At 60.1% G+C, this 17440-nt stretch carries 17 protein-coding genes; 6 read left to right on the top strand and 11 right to left on the bottom strand.

Features of this window, described 5'->3' with window-relative positions; genetic code table 11:
• Nucleotides 1-17 precede the first annotated feature (17 nt).
• Nucleotides 18-1607, bottom strand: a complete 1590-nt coding sequence (ctaD, locus tag F8N82_RS24505; RefSeq protein WP_038997843.1) for a cytochrome c oxidase subunit I — start codon at nt 1605-1607, stop codon at nt 18-20.
• 52 nt (nt 1608-1659) lie between these two features.
• Nucleotides 1660-2787, bottom strand: coding sequence for a cytochrome c oxidase subunit II (gene coxB / locus F8N82_RS24510; RefSeq protein WP_038997844.1), 1128 nt, complete (start codon nt 2785-2787; stop codon nt 1660-1662).
• Between the two features lie 368 nt (nt 2788-3155).
• On the opposite strand from coxB, the gene F8N82_RS24515 reads away from it, so the two are divergent.
• Together F8N82_RS24515 and F8N82_RS24520 are read left to right on the top strand one after the other, a co-directional pair.
• Nucleotides 3156-3800 (top strand): hypothetical protein, encoded by a 645-nt coding sequence (locus F8N82_RS24515; RefSeq protein ID WP_038997845.1) that lies wholly within the window; start codon nt 3156-3158, stop codon nt 3798-3800.
• Nucleotides 3801-3914: 114 nt separating this feature from the next.
• Complete coding sequence (locus tag F8N82_RS24520) at nt 3915-4997, top strand: hypothetical protein (RefSeq protein WP_038999666.1); 1083 nt, start codon at nt 3915-3917, stop codon at nt 4995-4997.
• Between the two features lie 2 nt (nt 4998-4999).
• On the opposite strand, the gene F8N82_RS24525 is transcribed toward F8N82_RS24520, so the two are convergent.
• From F8N82_RS24525 to prlC, 6 genes are all read right to left on the bottom strand, one after another.
• Nucleotides 5000-6553, bottom strand: coding sequence for a SulP family inorganic anion transporter (locus F8N82_RS24525; protein ID WP_162195916.1), 1554 nt, complete (start codon nt 6551-6553; stop codon nt 5000-5002).
• Between the two features lie 162 nt (nt 6554-6715).
• Nucleotides 6716-7435, bottom strand: a complete 720-nt coding sequence (locus F8N82_RS24530) for a carbonic anhydrase (RefSeq protein ID WP_038997848.1) — start codon at nt 7433-7435, stop codon at nt 6716-6718.
• Nucleotides 7436-7680: 245 nt separating this feature from the next.
• Nucleotides 7681-8742, bottom strand: a complete 1062-nt coding sequence (locus tag F8N82_RS24535; RefSeq protein WP_038997849.1) for a PA0069 family radical SAM protein — start codon at nt 8740-8742, stop codon at nt 7681-7683.
• A 92-nt stretch (nt 8743-8834) separates the two neighbouring features.
• Complete coding sequence (locus F8N82_RS24540) at nt 8835-10808, bottom strand: M3 family metallopeptidase (RefSeq protein ID WP_052251602.1); 1974 nt, start codon at nt 10806-10808, stop codon at nt 8835-8837.
• 116 nt (nt 10809-10924) lie between these two features.
• Nucleotides 10925-11209, bottom strand: a complete 285-nt coding sequence (locus tag F8N82_RS24545; RefSeq protein ID WP_038997850.1) for a YheV family putative zinc ribbon protein — start codon at nt 11207-11209, stop codon at nt 10925-10927.
• Complete coding sequence (prlC, locus tag F8N82_RS24550; RefSeq protein WP_038997851.1) at nt 11206-13257, bottom strand: oligopeptidase A; 2052 nt, start codon at nt 13255-13257, stop codon at nt 11206-11208. Before prlC ends, F8N82_RS24545 begins: the two co-directional genes overlap by 4 nt.
• A gap of 91 nt (nt 13258-13348) precedes the next feature.
• Here prlC and F8N82_RS24555 point away from each other — a divergent pair, with 91 nt between their 5' ends.
• Nucleotides 13349-13897, top strand: coding sequence for a gamma carbonic anhydrase family protein (locus tag F8N82_RS24555; RefSeq protein WP_038997852.1), 549 nt, complete (start codon nt 13349-13351; stop codon nt 13895-13897).
• Nucleotides 13898-13926: 29 nt separating this feature from the next.
• Nucleotides 13927-14577: an HAD family hydrolase gene (locus F8N82_RS24560; RefSeq protein ID WP_038997853.1), complete on the top strand. Its 651-nt coding sequence runs from the start codon at nt 13927-13929 to the stop codon at nt 14575-14577.
• An 11-nt stretch (nt 14578-14588) separates the two neighbouring features.
• Here the strand turns inward: F8N82_RS24560 and F8N82_RS24565 are convergent, their stop codons facing one another.
• Nucleotides 14589-15677 (bottom strand): aminopeptidase, encoded by a 1089-nt coding sequence (locus tag F8N82_RS24565; RefSeq protein ID WP_038997854.1) that lies wholly within the window; start codon nt 15675-15677, stop codon nt 14589-14591.
• 85 nt (nt 15678-15762) lie between these two features.
• On the opposite strand from F8N82_RS24565, the gene F8N82_RS24570 reads away from it, so the two are divergent.
• Nucleotides 15763-16176 carry a hypothetical protein gene (locus tag F8N82_RS24570; RefSeq protein ID WP_038997855.1) on the top strand — a complete coding sequence of 138 codons (414 nt, stop codon included), beginning with the start codon at nt 15763-15765 and terminating at the stop codon, nt 16174-16176.
• A gap of 53 nt (nt 16177-16229) precedes the next feature.
• Entirely contained in the window at nt 16230-16643 is a 414-nt protein-coding gene (locus F8N82_RS24575) for a lipoprotein (protein WP_038997856.1), read from the top strand.
• Nucleotides 16644-16646: 3 nt separating this feature from the next.
• On the opposite strand, the gene F8N82_RS24580 is transcribed toward F8N82_RS24575, so the two are convergent.
• Entirely contained in the window at nt 16647-16880 is a 234-nt protein-coding gene (locus F8N82_RS24580) for a DUF1161 domain-containing protein (protein WP_038997857.1), read from the bottom strand.
• Nucleotides 16881-16954: 74 nt separating this feature from the next.
• Nucleotides 16955-17380 (bottom strand): OsmC family protein, encoded by a 426-nt coding sequence (locus F8N82_RS24585; protein ID WP_038997858.1) that lies wholly within the window; start codon nt 17378-17380, stop codon nt 16955-16957.
• Nucleotides 17381-17440: the final 60 nt, after the last annotated feature.

Here is a 17440-nt window from a genome sequence, read left to right on the forward strand (position 1 = left end):
CCTCCGGCCGAAGCCGTTCATTTCACTTCCGGTGGCGTCTGGAAGGTGTGATAGGGCGCTGGCGACGGCACCGACCATTCCAGCCCTTCGGCGCCATCCCAGGGTTTGGCCGGCGCCGGGGCGCCGCCGCGAATGCACTTGATGACGATGAACAGGAAGAAAATCTGCGTGGCACCGAAGGTGAAGGCGCCGATCGACGAGATCATGTTGAAGTCGGCGAACTGCAGGTTGTAGTCCGGGATCCTGCGCGGCATGCCGGCCAGGCCAACGAAGTGCATGGGGAAGAAAGCCATGTTCATGCCGATGAACGACAGCCAGAAGTGCAGCTTGCCCAGGGTTTCGTCGTACATGTGCCCGGTCCACTTCGGCAGCCAGTAATAAGCCGAGGCAAAGATGCCGAAGATCGCCCCAGGCACCAGCACGTAATGGAAGTGGGCCACCACGAAGTAGGTGTCGTGGTACTGGAAGTCCGCCGGGGCAATCGCCAGCATCAACCCGGAGAAGCCGCCGATGGTGAAGAGGATGACGAAGGCGATAGCAAACAGCATCGGCGTCTCGAAGGTCAGCGAGCCCTCCCACATGGTGCTCACCCAGTTGAACACCTTCACCCCGGTGGGCACCGCGATCAGCATGGTGGCGTACATGAAGAACAACTCGCCGACCACCGGAATGCCGACCACGAACATGTGGTGGGCCCAGACGATAAACGACAGGAAGGCGATCGCCCCGGTGGCGTAGACCATCGAGGTGTAACCGAACAGCGGCTTGCGCGAGAACGCCGGGATGATCGAACTGACCGCACCGAAGGCCGGCAGGATCATGATGTACACCTCGGGGTGGCCGAAGAACCAGAACACATGCTGGAACAGCACCGGGTCACCGCCGCCGGCGGCGCTGAAGAAGCTGGTGCCGAAGTGGATGTCCATCAACATCATGGTCACCACGCCCGCCAGTACCGGCATCACCGCGATCAGCAGGAAGGCGGTGATCAGCCAGGTCCAGACGAACAGCGGCATTTTCATCAACGTCATGCCCGGGGCACGCAGGTTGAGGATGGTAGCAATGACGTTGATCGCGCCCATGATCGAGCTGATGCCCATCAGGTGGATGGCGAAGATGAAGAAGGTCACGCTCTCCGGCGCGTAGGTGGTGGAGAGCGGAGCGTAGAAGGTCCAGCCGAAGTTCGGCCCGCCGCCGGGCATGAACAGGGTCGACACCAGCAGCAGGAAGGCCGCCGGCAGCAGCCAGAAGCTGAAGTTGTTCATCCGTGGCAGGGCCATGTCCGGCGCGCCGATCATCAGCGGAATCATCCAGTTGGCCAGGCCGACGAAAGCCGGCATCACCGCACCGAAGACCATCACCAGGCCGTGCATGGTGGTCATCTGGTTGAAGAATTCCGGCTGGACGATCTGCAGTCCGGGCTGGAACAGCTCGGCGCGGATGACCATGGCAAACGAGCCGCCGAGCAGGAACATCATGAAACTGAACCACAGGTACAGGGTGCCGATGTCTTTGTGGTTGGTAGTCAGCACCCAGCGCATCAGGCCCTTGGCCGGCCCGTGGGCGTGCTCATGACCGTGGCTGTGGTCGTCGATCACTGCGCTCATGTCCTGTCTCCTGCAGTCCGGTGGCTAGGGCGCGGATACGCATCAACCCGGCTCATTTGCTTTCTGCCTGTTTGATCGCCAGCACGTCTTTTGGCGTGACCATGTCGCCCTTGTTGTTGCCCCAGGCGTTGCGTTCGTAGGTCACCACGGCGGCGATATCGACTTCCGAGAGCTGCTTGCCGAAAGCGGCCATGGCCGTGCCCGGCTTGCCGTGGAAGACGATGCTCAGGTGGTCTTCCTTCGGCCCGGTGGCGATTTTCGAGCCCTTGAGCGCCGGGAACATCGGCGGCAGGCCCTGGCCTTCGGCCTGGTGACAGGCTACGCAGGTGGTGTGGTAGACCTTGTCGCCACGCTCGACCAGCTCCTGCAGGGTCCATTCCTTGCTGGTCAGTTCCTTGAGCTTGGCTGCCTCGGCCTTGCGCTCGCCGAGCCAGGTGTCGTAGTCGGCCTTGGACTTGACCTCGACCACCACCGGCATGAAGCCGTGGTCCTTGCCGCACAGTTCGGTGCATTGGCCGCGGTAGATGCCAGGCTTCTCGACCCGGGTCCAGGCTTCGTTGACGAAGCCGGGGATGGCGTCACGCTTGACTGCAAAGGCCGGCACCCACCAGGAGTGGATAACGTCGGCGGCAGTGACCAAGAAGCGCACCTTGGCCCCCACGGGCAACACCAGCGGCTGATCGACTTCGAGCAGGTAGTGCTCGTCCTTGGGCGCTTTGTTGTGGATCTGATCGGCGGGAGTGGCCAGGTTGCTGAAGAACTCGACATCCTGGCCCAGGTATTTGTAGTGCCACTTCCACTGGTAGCCGGTGACCTGGATGTCGACGTCCGATTCACTGGCGTCGTAGATATCGATCAGGGTCTTGGTCGCCGGGATGGCCATGGCCACCAGGATCAGAAACGGCACCACCGTCCACATGATCTCGACCCAGGTGTGTTCGTGAAAATGTGCAGGCTGCTGGCCGGTGGAACGACGGTGGATGATCATCGACCAGAACATTGCGCCAAAGACCACCAGGCCGATGATCACGCAGATCCAGAAGATGGTCATGTGCAGGTCGAACACTGCGTTGCTGACTTCAGTCGCCCCTGGCGCCATGTTCACGGTCCAGGCGGCGTGCGCCTGACCGAATACCGACCACAACAGGAGGCCCATCCAGACATGTGGATGTCGCATCATTGCGGGTTCCCCTTATCGTTCTTGTTATCCCGGAGGCGTGGACCTACGGCTAAGGGTACGGCGGCCAAGACTGCGAACTTCGACGACCGAGCCCCTGCGAACTGCAGTCGGGCCTCATCAGCGAATCACTTTCAAACCGGAGTATAGACAGCGACCCCGGCCCCGCAATGCGCACGGGGAAAACATCGGCAGAAGTTGAACGTTTGCGCGCAAAGCCGCGAATTACCTGGCCTGGGGCGCAATGATGGCATTTCGATATAATCGACGAATATTAAGTTGTTAATGGTTATGCCAAATGCGTCTTAGGCATTTTCAGAACCGAGCTACCTTATGTCTTCCGTTTGTCACGCCTTTACCCTGGAGTTGTCATGAACATCGCCGCTTTGCGCGAGCAGATCACCCGTGCCCGTCAACATGAGACCGAAACCGGCCAACTAAAAACTCAACTGGAAAACCAGCTACCCCACCTGCACCCTTCGATCCATCTGCCTGAGGCCGATGCCCAAGGCGCCCTGGCCCGCTTTGTCGGTGCCTATATCGACCAAGTCCCCGAACTGCTGGAAGCGGCCAATGACGTTGCCCGCGAAGCCGGCATCGAGTCGCAGATCAAACCGGTGCTGAAAATCGCCGAACAGTACTTCCTGCAACCACCCGCCATCACCGATACCCACCTGGGCCTGGGCTGCCTGCTGGATGAGGCCTACCTGGCCCATCGCCTGGTGGAAGAAGTTAACGACTTGTACATCAAGCACTTCAATCAGCCGCTGATCCCACTGGACACCACCGTGGCCAACCTGATCGCCCACCAGTTGATCGGCGAAGAGTTCGCCAACCAGCTGGATGAAGTGGTGCACCACTCGGTGGACGAGATGCTCAATGACCAGAGCTTTGCCCTGGAGTCGGTCGAGCAGTATCGCGACAAGCTCAGCAGCCCGGACACCGGCGCCGCCTGGAGGCGTTGGCCGTGCCTGTCGCGGCAACTGAACGTCGACCTCGCTCTGGCGACGTCCTGAAGCACAACCCAGCCCCTGCAAGGAAAAGCGTCCGCCTGCTGCCGCTCCTAGCTGATCGTTATTGTCATCTGGCCGCCCTATGGGCGGCCCCAATCCAATGAAAGGACGATGACAATGACGATCAAATGGAACCGTATTTACACCGATCTGCTGCGCCGCGATTGGCCAAAACATTGGGGTAACTGGGCACTCAACCCGCACATCCAGCCCGGCGCCGTCGGTATCGTCGACCCGGCGTCGGGCGATTTCAAACTGGTGTTACAAACCCTGCCCGGGATTGAAGTAATCAAGAGCGAGCAAAGCCGGATGTGGAAGACGGCCTCAAAGGGAGTGTCTCGGCAGGAAACCAAGACCATTGTGAAAGGCCAAGTCCTGGACCCCGCTACAAGCACTCAGATTGCGGCAAACGCGTCTCTCGAATGGACCTTTAAAGATCAAAACAGCATTACCTCGGAGTTCGCACTGAGCGGAGAACATGTTCTGAAAGACTCCACCGTCATTCAAGACCAATACGAACAACTCCTGGCATATGCCAAGCGAACAAGTGCGGCCACCGAAGCTGGTATATCCGAAGGTTTTGGTGTGGTGACGGGCGTGATTTATGCGAAAAGCGGAGTCAATGTCGGTTCGAAAAAGAAGAATGCCAAATTTTCCATCGCGGGCAGTGTCAGTGGCCTGAACAAGCTGCTTGGCGAATCGGACCCTATCGCAAAGGGTGAGGCCAGCTACCTCATTGAGAACAACACCGAAGATACCGACTCCCATACCCTGCCAGCAGAAAGCGGGGCGGTAGCCAGCGAACCGCTCCCCGTGGCCTACACCTTCGCATCGTTCGCTGGGGGCAACGTGCTGATCCCTCACTGGACGCGCAGGATCGGTGCCTTGAATCTGCATATCGACAGTAAAGCGTCGTCGTTCACCACCTATACAGCCAAGATCAAGCTGTTATTCAAGACGCCAAAAGGCCCTGGTGAGCGAACCGCGACTATAGTCGGAGGGACTTCCGCCAGCTTCAACGATATTCCAGTGTCCGCAACCCAGATGACACTTTTTATCGAATTCATCAGTCTTGGTCAGAACACCAAGCAGGAAATCCCGTGGAACCTTCCGGCTGTTGAATGGCCTACCGGCACCCGCACCATCAACCTTGTAGGCACATGGCCGGGTGCGCCGAAAGCGATAGAAGTGGTCGACTGATGTCAGACGCCCGCCGCATTGCGTAAGCGCCCTTCGATCCGGCGCTTTAGGCCATGCTGCTCTATCCGCAGCCTTGAGCCACTGGCCTGGTTGGCCCTCCCCCAATCCTCAAGCAGCTCCAGGCAGGAATGGTCGATGTAGCTGAGCCGGGCCAGCGGCACATGCAAGGTGGTCCCGGGCGCAATACCCTCAAGTACCTGGGCCAGCGCGGGCACTTTGAGAAAGGTCGCCGCGCCACTGAGGCGCAGCTCCAGATGACCCGGCTGATCAAGGCTGACCACGCTGATTTTCAGGCGTGCGGCCTTGAGCGCCAGCTTCAGCAGAGTCAGGGCAAAACCGAGCAGCACCCCGGTGAGCAGGTCGGTGAAGATGATTGCCAACGCCGTCGCCGCATAGGTGAACATCGGCATCCGGCCATAGCGTCCCAACCCGCGAAAGGCCTTGAAATCGACCAGCTTGATCCCGGTATAGACCAGCACACCAGCCAGGCTTGCCACCGGTATCTGCTGCAGCACGCTGCTGAGCACCACCACGAAGGCCAGCAACCAGACCCCGTGCAGGATCGCCGACAGGCGCGTCTGCGCGCCGGCCTGGACGTTGGCCGAGCTGCGCACGATGACCCCGGTCATCGGCAACGCGCCAAGCACGCCGCAAAGCATGTTGCCCAGGCCCTGGGCCGACAGTTCCCGGTCAAAATCCGAGCGCTGGCCGTTGTGCATGCGATCGACAGCGGCGGCAGAGAGCAAGGTTTCGGCGCTGGCAATAAAGGCCAGGGCAAAGGCGGCGACCAGCAGATTGGGATCGGCGAGGTTGAGCAGGTCAGCCGGGCGCAGCCAGTCGATGGCCTCGCTGAGGTTAGCCGGCACTTCAACGCGATTCACCGGCAATGCCAGCCAGATGCTGATTGCAGTCATCAACGCCACACCAAGCAGGGCACCCGGCACGAAACGCAGCGGCTGCGGGCGCAAGCGCTCCCAACCCCACATAATGACGATGGTGCCAAGCCCAAGCGCACCGGCCTGCCAGCCGCTGCCCGGGCTTTCCAGCGGCAACGCCTGGCTCAGGGTTGCCGGAAAGCCCAGCAGGTTGGCCAGCCCCGAAGGTTGCGGGGCGCTGTCGAACATCACATGCACCTGGGACAAGACGATCAGCACGCCAATACCGGCGAGCATGCCGTACACCACCGCCGGCGCCGTGACCCGGAACCAGCAGCCCAGGCGCAAACGCCCAGCTAGCAACTGCAGCAGACCGGCCAGCAGCAGGATCGGGCCGAGCATCGCCACGCCATGCTGGCGCACCAGTTCGAACACCAGCACTGCCAGGCCGGCTGCCGGACCGCTGACCTGCAATGGCGAACCCGCCAGCCAACCGACGACGATACCGCCAATGATCCCGGTAATCAGGCCCTTGGCTGGCGGCATGCCGGAAGCGATGGCAATCCCCATGCACAAGGGCAGGGCGACCAGAAATACCACTACCGAGGCCAGTAATTCGCGCGGCAATGCCGCTTTCACTTGTGTCTTGTTCACCCTGTAACTCCTTCTCTCACATTTCATGGCCATTCCAATGGCCGCTGGCACACACCCCGACACGCGCGCAGGTACACACCGCCAGCGGGCGCCGGCACGGCAGTCAGGGAAATTCAAGGCAGCCGATGACCAGGCCGCACCGGGCAGGTGCAGCCGTCAATCAGCTTTTCGCGGGGGTGTCGGGGACGCTTAGTAGCGGCCTCTCGGTGTTGCGCAAGGGATCGGCTGGCCTGCGGCAAGAGGCAGGAAGCTGTCGCTTGCCGCGTCGTAGGCTTCGATCTGGCTGGTTTCGATGTCGTAGATCCAGCCGTGGATATACAACTGGCCAGCCGCCAGGCGCGAGGCCACCGATGGGTGGGTGCGCAAGTGGTGCAACTGGGCGATGACGTTTTCCTTGGTCAGCACCTGCATGCTTTCATGCTCGCTGCCACAGGAGCAGTTGTCTTCGACCACCGTGCGGGCGACCTCGGCATGGCGCAGCCAGGCCTTTACCGTCGGCATTTTCTCCAGGCTCTGGGGGTTGAGTACCGCGCGCATGGCACCGCAATCGGAGTGACCGCAGACGATGATGTGATGTACCCCCAGGGCCAGCACGGCGTATTCGATGGCGGTGGACACGCCGCCATTCATCTGCCCGTAAGGAGGCACGACGTTACCGACGTTGCGGGTCACGAACAGGTCGCCAGGGGAGCTTTGGGTGATCAACTCGGGCACGATGCGCGAGTCGGCACAGGTGATGAACATCGCACGGGGCTTTTGCGCGGTGGCGAGTTTTTTGAACAGCTCCTGCTGCTCGGGAAAAACGTCGTGATGGAACCGCAGAAAGCCGTCGACGATATGCTTCAGGGCGGCATCGGCGCTCTCGGCTGGGGTTTCCGGGGCGGCCTTGGATGGGTCCTTGACGGGCATGATTCATCCTCTTTGACGGTTTTAGGTTAAGTCCATTTTACCGGGTTGATGATTCAAACGGCGTATGACAGTTGGATGAAATACGCGCACCAACAATCACATCAGTTGTTGGCTGAATTCCTACGCTACTCGGCGAAACTTAACTCAAACTGAATTGCGAGGCTCTAGTACGGGCGTTCCAGAGATTCAAAGAGTTGCCTGAATAGTATCAAAAAAACATCAATGGCCAATACCCATCATTGCAATCAGAGTAGCGACATCTGTCCGCCAGGGGGGCAAAACGCGCTGCAATCAAGCGCATAACCCTCGCGCCGGTTCAGCCCCAAGCGCCGGATCGCCTTGCTGAAGCGCTGTGCCAGCAATTCGGCGAATACCCCTTCACCGCGCATGCGTGCGCCAAAACGACTGTCGTACAACTCACCGCCGCGGCTCTGACGGATCAGGCTCAACACATGATTGGCCCGTTGTGGGTAATGGTCCTGCAGCCATTGCTCGAACAGCGGCGCCACTTCCAGCGGCAGGCGCAGCATCATGTAGGCGGCGGTCAGCGCGCCATTGGCCTTGGCCGCCTCCAGCAGGTGCTCCAGTTCGCTGTCGTTGATCATCGGGATCATCGGCGAGCACAGTACGCCGACCGGTATGCCTGCCTCGGTCAGTACCCGGATTGCCCGCAGCCGCGCCTTGGGTGCCGCCGCACGCGGCTCCAGGGTGCGCTTGAGTTCGTCATCGAGGGTGGTCAGGCTGATCATCACGCTGACCAGACGTTGCTGCGCAAGCTCAGCGAGCAGGTCCAGATCGCGCAGTATCAGCGAGCCCTTGGTAACGATGGTGACCGGGTGACGATAGCGCAGCAGTACCTCCAACAGGCGCCGGGTCAGCTTTTGCTCACGTTCGATGGGCTGGTAAGGATCGGTGTTGGAACCCAGGTTGATCGGCGCACAAACATACCCCGCCTTGCTCAATTGTTGTTCAAGCACCGCAGCGGCATTGGTCTTGGCGATCAGCTTGGTTTCGAAGTCCAGCCCCGGCGACAGGTCCCAGTAGGCGTGGCTGGGCCGTGCATAACAGTAGATGCAACCATGTTCACAGCCGCGATAGGGGTTGATCGAGCGATCGAAGGGCAGGTCGGGCGAGTTGTTGCGGGTGATGATGGTCTTGGCGGTTTCGATACGTACTTCGGTGCCCTGGGTCAGAGGCACTTCCTGGTACCAGCCGTCATCCTCGGCCACCGAGCGATTGGGGGCGAAGCGGTTGTGCGGGTTGCTGGTCGTGCCGCGACCCCGCAGGGGAGCTGAAGGAGTAAACATGTAAACAACCCCGAATACTGTTTTTATATACAGTACACGGGGTACCTTTATCTTGCCACTACCGTTGAGCAACCACACCGCTCAACGACGATTCAAGCACTCGCTACGCGATCAAAAAAAGCCTGCAGGGACGCGGACATCGAACGCGACGCTCCCGGGGCCAGCAACTCCTGGCGCATTGCCTGCCCCAGCTGCGGGTTGAACAGGCCATTGGCCTTGAATTGGGCAAACACTTCAATGGCACGCGCCTCTGCCCACAAATAGCAGTAGTAGCCCGCTTCGTACCCGGTGACCATGTAATCAAAACCATTGGCAAAGCGGTCATTGCTGGCCAGCGGCAACACCTGGGTTCGCGCATAGACCGTCTCAACCACTTGCTGGATGCTGCGATCTTCGGCGTAACTTCGGTGCAATTCGAAATCGAGCAGCGACCGCTTCAATTCCTCCGCAATTTCCAGTCCCCGCTGGGTTTCTCGCGCCGCCAGCCACTGCTGAATATCAGCAGACATAGCAGGCAATTTACTGACTCGATGCTTTGAAACAGACTGCATGCACTCTGCCGACCAACACCACTGTTCCAGCAGTTTGGCGACAAACTCCGACAGATCGGGGCCCAACTCGCCAATGCTGTTCAAGCGCCTGTTGCTGTTGGTCATGAGCACCTGCTGGAGGCAATGATGGAACTCATGGAACAACTTGCACAGGTCCCGGTGCCCCATTTGTGATTTACCCGAATCATAGGCGCCGAACAACGCCGCGACGGGTAGCGACAGATTGCCCTTGGCATCGACGTGGCGATTACGAATGGCAAGCGCCCAAGGATAGTTCGGCTTGCCGGGACGGGCGTAGACATCCAGGTAGATATGACCGAGCACGACGCCAGCTTCAGCGACTTGCAGCAGCTGTACCTGCGAGTCCCAGGTTTGCGCATCAACGTTGCTGATCGTAATGCCATACAGCCGCTCGGCCAAACCCGTCAGCCCACGCACGACCGAGTCGAAGGAAAAGTATTCGCTCAGGACCTGGTCGGCATCGGCGCTATCAGCCTCGCGCATCTTTTGCGCATAAAACGAGTAGTCCCACGGCTGTAGATCGTCACAGCCCTGGCTATTGGCGAATGCCCTAAGTTCATTGGCCTCGCGCTGGAGTCTTGGCGTGCCGCGAGCAATCTGGGTGTTCAGGAACGCTTCGACCTCTGCGCTCGACTGCGCAGCCTTGGTTTGCAAACTCAGTTCAATAAAATCGGTAAAGCCCAACAACTGGGCCTTTTCGTGACGCAGGCGCAGTAATGCCTGCAGTACCGGCTGATTGTCGATCTGACTTTGCCCCGCAACCTGATCGGATGCTCGCGTCACGTAGGCCAGGTATACCTCTTTGCGCAGTTCACGGTTCTGCGCAAAACGCAGGGTCATGTCATCGGCAGGCTCAAAACCAAGCGTTAACAACCAGCCGTCGAGATTATTCGCTTGAGCTGCATCGCGCATGGTCTGCAGGTCGGCAGCCGGCACACCGGCCAACTCCGACATAACGGTGATGTGCTTGGTCCATTGCTTGGAAGCAGCATGGAGATTGTTCCGAAACTTCGCTTCAAGGCGTGTGATAGTCGCGACCTGATCGGCAAATTGCGGCCTATCGGAAACCGCAAGACTCGCCCCCTCAAGTTTAAAGTCGCGCAGGATACGGCTCAGTACCGCTTGCTGTTCATCGGTGAAGTCGCTTGTATCCAGCTGCTGGTAAGCCTCAAGTAGTGCAGTGTTCTGATGTTTTTCTGCGCGGTAGGCGACTTGCTCTGACTCACAAGCATCGACTGCAGCACCCCACTCATCATCAATGAATGCCAACGGCACCAAGGCATAGAAGACATCTTCCAGGCGCTTGTCGAGTGCCTCAACAGCCAGTACCAGGCCATTCCAGGTTGGAAAAACGGCTTCGCGCCCGATGATCTGCGCCAGTGCCGAGCGATTATCCTCGACGATCTGCTGTATCGCAGGTTGAAGGTCCTCGACACGCACACTGGCGTAAGGAAACAGGTCGAAGGGTTGCAACAGCGGGTTAGGGCGGGACATGAGTCGCTCCTGACGGTGGTTGGACATGACCGCCAACCTACCGCCAGGACGAACTCGTGCGGATCTAGATAACTACCGCAGATCGCCTCCCGAAATGGCTATCGGGAGGCGCCACGTCAGTCTTTTTCAGTCGGTTTCTTCAACTTCGGGTTAGGAAAGAACTGCACTGTCTGCACCTTGGCCTCGGCTGGTTTCACCTCGACCTTGTTGACCCGGGTACCCAGCTCCTTGGGCACTGACAGCCCTTGCTCGTTAAGGGTGTCGGAGAACCCGCAGGCCACGCACTCACGGTGCGGAACGCTGTCTTCGCTCCACATCATCAGCTTGTCCGGCTCGCTGCACGCCGGGCAGACTGCCCCGGCGATAAAGCGTTTTTTGGTTACCACAGGCCCATCACTCATGCCGCCACTTCCTCACTCAGGCCACTGTGGCGCAAGAGTGCATCGATTGACGGCTCGCGGCCACGGAAGTCGACGAACAGCCGCATCGGCTCCTGGGAACCACCACGGGCCAGGATCGCTTCGCGGAACGCGCGACCGGTGTCGGCATTGAGCACGCCTTCTTCTTCAAAGCGCGAGAAAGCGTCGGCCGACAGTACTTCAGCCCACTTGTAGCTGTAGTAACCGGCCGCGTAGCCGCCGGCGAAAATATGCGCAAAGCTGTTGGGGAAGCGGTTGTACGCCGGTGGGCGCATGACCGAAACCTCGTCGCGCACACCTTCGAGCACTTGCAGCACGCTACGGCCATCGCCATGGCTAGCATGCAGTTCGAAGTCGAACAGCGAGAATTCCAACTGGCGGACCATCATCAGCCCGGACTGGAAGTTCTTCGCCGCCAGCATCTTCTCAAGTAGGTCCTGCGGCAAAGGCGCGCCGGTTTCATAGTGACCGGAAATCAGCGCCAGGCCTTCCGGCTCCCAGCACCAGTTTTCCATGAACTGGCTCGGCAGCTCGACTGCATCCCAGGCCACACCGTTGATTCCGGATACACCGGCATGCTGGATGCGAGTCAGCAGGTGATGCAGGCCATGGCCGAACTCGTGGAACAGGGTGGTGACTTCATCGTGGGTCAGCAGCGCCGGCTTGCCAGGGGCGGCCGGGGTGAAGTTGCACACCAGGTTGGCCACCGGGCTCTGCAACTGGCCGTCAGCGGTCAGGCGACGGTCGCGAGCGCCGTCCATCCAGGCACCGCCGCGCTTGTTGGCGCGGGCATAGAGGTCGAAGAAGAAACGCCCGACGTGCTGGCCGTTCTCCTTGATTTCGAACAGGCGAACGTCCGGGTGCCAGCTGTCGAAGCCCTTGAGCTCGGCAATCTCGATGCCGTACAGGCGCTGGACGATGCTGAACAGGCCGGTCAGCACCTTGTCGATCGGGAAGTAGGCGCGCAGGGTTTCCTGGGAAACGCTGTAGCGCTGTTCACGAAGTTTTTCACCGTAGAAGCCGCTGTCCCAGCTTTGCAGGTCCGGGCAACCCTGCTCGGCGGCATAGGCCTTGAGCTGGGCCAGGTCCTGGGCGGCAAACGGCTTGCTGCGTTTGGCCAGGTCACGCAGGAAGCTCAGCACCTGGTCGCTGGACTCGGCCATCTTGGTGGCCAGGCTCAGCTCGGCGAAGTTCTTGTAGCCCAAAAGCTGAGCCAGTTCCTGACGCAGGTCGAGGATCTCGCGCATCACCGGACCGTTGTCGAACTGGCCGGCATTGGGGCCCTGATCGGAAGCGCGGGTGCAGTAGGCGGCGTAGATTTCTTCGCGCAGCGCACGGTCTTCGGCGTAGGTCATCACCGCGTAGTAGCTGGGGAATTCCAGGCTGATCAGCCAACCGTCGAGGCCTTTGGCCTGAGCTGCGGCAGCCATCTGCGCCTTGGCCGAGTCGGTCAGGCCGGCAAGCGCCGCTTCGTCGCTGACGTGCTTGGTCCAGGCCTGGGTGGCGTCCAGCAACTGGTTGGAGAAGCGGCTGCCCAGTTCGCTGAGCTTGCTCTGAACTTCGGCATAACGCTGCTGCTGATCGGCCGGCAGATCGATACCCGACAGGCGGAAGTCACGCAGGGCGTGTTCGAGAATAGTCTTTTGCGCCACATCGAAGCCGGCAGCTTCGGGGCTGGCGATCAACGCTTCATAGGCCTGGAACAGCTCGCGGTTCTGGCCCATCTCGGTGGCGTAGGCGCTCAACGCTGGCAGGCAAGACTCATAGGCTTCACGCAGTTCGGCGCTGTTGCACACGGCGTTGAGGTGGCTGACCGGGCTCCAGGCGGCGCCCAGGCGGTCGTTGAGTTCGTCCATGGCCAGGATCAGGCCGGCCCAGCTTGGGTTCTGGCCCTGGGCCTTGAGGATGTCGGCAATGGCTTTACGGTTGTCGGCCAGGATCTGTTCAATCGCCGGCTGCACATGCTCGGCACGGATCGCCGAGAACGGCGGCAAGTCATAAGACTGCAGAAGCGGGTTGTTCGCACTCACGGTTAAACACCTTGGCAGAAGAAACACTTCCCCATCTTAATTACAATCGACGCCGACCGCAGCCCTATCCATACCAAAGAGAATTCCTATCATGGCCATCCGCAGCTTCCAGCATCACACTCCCAGGCTTGGCGAACGCGCCTTTGTCGACCGCAGTGCCGTGGTGCTGGGCGATGTCGAGATCGGCGCTGACAGCTCGGTGTGGCCATTGACGGTGATCCGCGGCGATATGCACCGTATCCGCATCGGTGCGCGCACCAGCGTGCAGGACGGCAGCGTGCTGCACATCACCCACGCCGGGCCGTTCAATCCGGAAGGCTTCCCGCTGTTGATCGGCGATGAGGTAACCATTGGTCACAAAGTCATGCTCCATGGCTGCACCCTGGGCAACCGCATCCTGGTCGGCATGGGTAGCACCATCATGGACGGCGCCATCGTCGAAGACGAAGTGATCATCGGCGCCGGCAGCCTGGTACCGCCGGGCAAGCGCCTGGAAAGCGGCTTTCTCTACGTCGGCAGCCCGGTCAAGCAGGCCCGCGCCCTAACCGAAAAGGAGCGCGCGTTCTTCCCCTACAGCGCCGGCAACTACGTCAAACTCAAGGATCAGCACCTGGCCGAAGGCTACCAACTGCCCGAGTAAACCTGTCCCCAGCCCTATTCGAGACTGCCATGCACCAGCAAAACATCCTCTTCGACCTCGACGGTACCCTGACCGACCCACGCGAAGGCATTACTCGCTCGATCCAGTATGCATTGGCCAAACTCGGCATCGACGAGCCGGACCTGACGCGCCTGGAACACTTCATCGGCCCGCCGCTGCTGCAGGCATTCATGCAGTTCTATGACTTCGATGAGGCCAAGGCCTGGGACGCGGTGAATTTATATCGTGAGCGCTTCAAGGTCACCGGCCTGTATGAAAACCAGGTGTTCGATGGTGTCAGCGAAATGCTCGAAAGCCTGCAAGGGCAGGGGCGTACCCTGTACATCGCCACCTCCAAACCCTGGGAATTTGCCCGCGAGATCGCCCGCCATTTCGATTTTGCCAAGCACTTCAAGGTGATCTACGGCAGCGAGCTGGATGGCACCCGCACCAACAAGGTCGAGCTGATCCGCCACCTGCTGAGCGAAGAAGCCCTCGACCCGGCGCAGACCCTGATGATCGGCGATCGCAAGCACGACCTGATCGGCGCGCGCAGCAACGGCCTGGAGGCGGTCGCTGTGGGTTATGGCTTTGGCAGCCATGAAGAGCTGACGGCGGAGCAGCCGGCTTATCACTTTGCGACCTTGGCTGAACTGCATCAGGCGTTTCAGCGCGGCTGAAGCCCGCACAGTCAACTACTGTGGGAGCGGGCTTGCCCCGCGAAGCTTTTCAGCGCCTGCTGACGCTGCTCAAGGGGCAGCTGCCCCAACGCTTCTACTCGCTGATAAAACACCTGCCAATCGCCCCCCACCTCGGCAAACAGCTGGGCAAACGCCGGTACCCACTGGTCGTACAAACCAAAGGGCAGCAACTTGGCATTGTTCATCGGTGCATTGATCCAGGCGTCATAGCGCCCGACGCCGCCCCATTGGCTATCGCGCATGGCCCGATACTCGCGGCGCAAACGTTCAAACTCGGCCTGCTTGCCTGCGCGCTTGGCGGGCTCGGTCAGCGGCGCCGCGTACAAGCTCTTGAGTCGTTCTCGGCTGGCCAGCACCAGGCCGACGAACTGATCGCGCTGTCGGCTGCCATCCTCGGCCAGCGCTGGCAGACCGCGTGCCGTGCGCCATTGGCGAGTACCTTCCTGCTCGACAAAGGTGGCGAAGGACTCGTTGAACGCAGTGTCGTCCTGCACATAGACGCGCTGATGGGCCAGCTCATGGAAGATCACCGTGGCCAGGCGCTCGTCGCCCCAACCGAGCATGGAGTTGATGATCGGATCGTCGAACCAGCCCAGGGTCGAATAGGCCTCGACGCCGCCGACATACACATCCAGCCCTTGCTGCTTTTGCAATGCCGCGGCCCCGCGCGCGGCGCCCTGACTGTAATAGCCACGGTAGGCGACGCAACCGGCTATGGGGAAGCAGTGGGTTTGCGGTTCAAGTGAAAATTCCGGCGTGGCGAACACATTCCAGACCACATAGGGCCTGCCGATGTCGGCATACACTCGGTAACTGCGGTTGTCTGGCAGCTTCAATTGCGCACTGGCGAAGGCCCGAGCCTGCCCGGCATGCAACAAATGCTGACGCAGTTTACTGTCGGTGGCCGGATCGGCCACCAGTTCAGCGACCGGCTGACGGGCCTTGAGCAACTGCCATTGGCCACTGGCCAGTTGCCCGTAGTAACTGACACTGGCGCAACCGTTCAGCAGTCCAATGGCCAACAAGGGAACCAAGTAGCGAAAAAAATGGTCGAGTGCCCCATGACTTGAGCGCAACAAAAGAAATAGTCGAAGCATTCGTGTCCCGTCATCCGCTCAAGTACTCATCAGCTTCAAGACTATCCTGCCCGGCTGGAGTTTTGCCATGCGTACACTGCTCGTCGTCAGCGCTGTTGTGCTTCTGTCCGGCTGCGCCGGCCTGCCCGCCCCCGACCCCAACCAGGCCTGGATCGACCTCGCGCCCGGCCAGGACGATACGCTCCACGCCGTGGAAGTAGATGAGCGCGCCTGGGCCGACAAACGCTATTTCGAAGTACAGCCCGGTAGCCATGAGCTGACTGTGCGCTACCTGTTTCCGGTCAATCCCAGCAACATCGGCCCGGTCGACGAGCCGCTGTGGCGCGATTGCCAGTTGAATGTGAAGTTCAAGGATTTCAGTGCCGGCCAGCGTTACCAGCTTGAGGCCGGCAGCATCGGCTTCCGGCCTTGGGCCAAGCTCTACGACGAGCAGCGCAAAGTGGTCGGCAAAGGCCTGCCAGCGGGTTGCCAGCGTACCTAAAAGCGTGAATGGCGCTATGCTTATGCTTTGTAACCCGCACGCCGGAGTTCGCCATGCGCCAGCCTGTGATGCTGCTCGCAATCAGTACCCTGGGAGCTTGCGCCAGCCCCCTGCCACCTGTGGATAACAAGCAGGCCTGGGTCGACCTTTACACCATCACGCCAGGGAAGCTGGTAATGGCTGAGCGCCTGGATGGCAAGCGCCTGACCGATGGCCGCTTTTTCCAGGTCACGCCCGGGGCCCACGAGCTGGTGGTGCGTTTCGACTACGAAATCTATTCCGGTGGTTTCACTACCGACCCAACCGAGCGCACCTGCTACCTGACGGTCAAATACGACGGCTTCAAAGCCGGCCAACGCTATCGCCTTGAAGCGCGGGCTCCCGCCATGCAGCCCAGCGCCTATCTCTACGACGCCCAGCGCAAGGTGGTGGCGGAAGAGGCGAACGACACATTCTGCACACCCTGAGGCCTAGCGATCATTCTTCTGGTAAATGATCTTCTTGGTGCCGTTTTCACAACTGCCGACCACCATATTCTGGTCTTTGACTTCGTCGTTGCTGACGATTTCCAGGGTGTAGGAACTCACGTTGTTGGCCTGGATCTTGGCTTCGATCTCGGCCTTGAGCTCTTCACAGTTTTTCGTCGCGGCGAGCGCAGACGTTGCCAGCAGCGAAGCCAGCACAGCGATTGCAACACGGATCATGGGGACAGCTCCTTGTGGCGGCAGACGTTCTACCGACCCTCATTTGACCACAAGAAGCGCGCCCCGGTTCTGCCTTAACTCAGCAGCGTCGCATCCAGGCTGATTTTCGCATTGAGCACTTTCGACACCGGGCAACCGGCCTTGGCCTTGTTGGCGATCTCAAGAAACTGCGCTTCGCTGGCCCCTGGCACCTTGGCCCTGAGGATCAGGTTCACCGCGGTAATGGCAAAACCATCAGACAGTTTGTCGAGGGTCACTTCGGCGATGGTATCAATGCGTTCGGCGGTCAAGCCGGCGTCACCGAGCATCATCGACAGGGCCATGGAGAAACAGCCGGCATGCGCCGCACCGATCAATTCTTCCGGGTTTGTGCCCGGCTGGCCTTCGAAGCGGGTGTTGAAACCATAGGGGTTCTGTTTAAGAGCGCCACTTTCAGTAGAAAGCAGGCCCTTGCCATCCTTCAAGCCACCTTGCCAGATAGCCGATGCTGTCTTTTTCATAAAGCCTCCTGAGCTGCCTGGGGCGCGTGATGTCGCACCTTGCCTTAAATTCAGAGACCC

This window comes from Pseudomonas fluorescens (genome assembly GCF_902497775.2).
In the GTDB taxonomy this organism is placed as follows: Bacteria; Pseudomonadota; Gammaproteobacteria; order Pseudomonadales; family Pseudomonadaceae; genus Aquipseudomonas; species Aquipseudomonas putida_F.

What these genes read in the sequence shown, in the direction of transcription:
- ctaD (WP_038997843.1), bottom strand. Translation starts at nt 1,607, where the DNA reads ATGAGCGCAGTGATCGACGACCACAGCCACGGTCATGAGCACGCCCAC.
- coxB (WP_038997844.1), bottom strand. Translation starts at nt 2,787, where the DNA reads ATGATGCGACATCCACATGTCTGGATGGGCCTCCTGTTGTGGTCGGTA.
- F8N82_RS24515 (WP_038997845.1), top strand. Translation starts at nt 3,156, where the DNA reads ATGAACATCGCCGCTTTGCGCGAGCAGATCACCCGTGCCCGTCAACAT.
- F8N82_RS24520 (WP_038999666.1), top strand. Translation starts at nt 3,915, where the DNA reads ATGACGATCAAATGGAACCGTATTTACACCGATCTGCTGCGCCGCGAT.
- F8N82_RS24525 (WP_162195916.1), bottom strand. Translation starts at nt 6,553, where the DNA reads ATGAAATGTGAGAGAAGGAGTTACAGGGTGAACAAGACACAAGTGAAA.
- F8N82_RS24530 (WP_038997848.1), bottom strand. Translation starts at nt 7,435, where the DNA reads ATGCCCGTCAAGGACCCATCCAAGGCCGCCCCGGAAACCCCAGCCGAG.
- F8N82_RS24535 (WP_038997849.1), bottom strand. Translation starts at nt 8,742, where the DNA reads ATGTTTACTCCTTCAGCTCCCCTGCGGGGTCGCGGCACGACCAGCAAC.
- F8N82_RS24540 (WP_052251602.1), bottom strand. Translation starts at nt 10,808, where the DNA reads ATGTCCCGCCCTAACCCGCTGTTGCAACCCTTCGACCTGTTTCCTTAC.
- F8N82_RS24545 (WP_038997850.1), bottom strand. Translation starts at nt 11,209, where the DNA reads ATGAGTGATGGGCCTGTGGTAACCAAAAAACGCTTTATCGCCGGGGCA.
- F8N82_RS24555 (WP_038997852.1), top strand. Translation starts at nt 13,349, where the DNA reads ATGGCCATCCGCAGCTTCCAGCATCACACTCCCAGGCTTGGCGAACGC.
- F8N82_RS24560 (WP_038997853.1), top strand. Translation starts at nt 13,927, where the DNA reads ATGCACCAGCAAAACATCCTCTTCGACCTCGACGGTACCCTGACCGAC.
- F8N82_RS24570 (WP_038997855.1), top strand. Translation starts at nt 15,763, where the DNA reads ATGCGTACACTGCTCGTCGTCAGCGCTGTTGTGCTTCTGTCCGGCTGC.
- F8N82_RS24575 (WP_038997856.1), top strand. Translation starts at nt 16,230, where the DNA reads ATGCGCCAGCCTGTGATGCTGCTCGCAATCAGTACCCTGGGAGCTTGC.
- F8N82_RS24580 (WP_038997857.1), bottom strand. Translation starts at nt 16,880, where the DNA reads ATGATCCGTGTTGCAATCGCTGTGCTGGCTTCGCTGCTGGCAACGTCT.
- F8N82_RS24585 (WP_038997858.1), bottom strand. Translation starts at nt 17,380, where the DNA reads ATGAAAAAGACAGCATCGGCTATCTGGCAAGGTGGCTTGAAGGATGGC.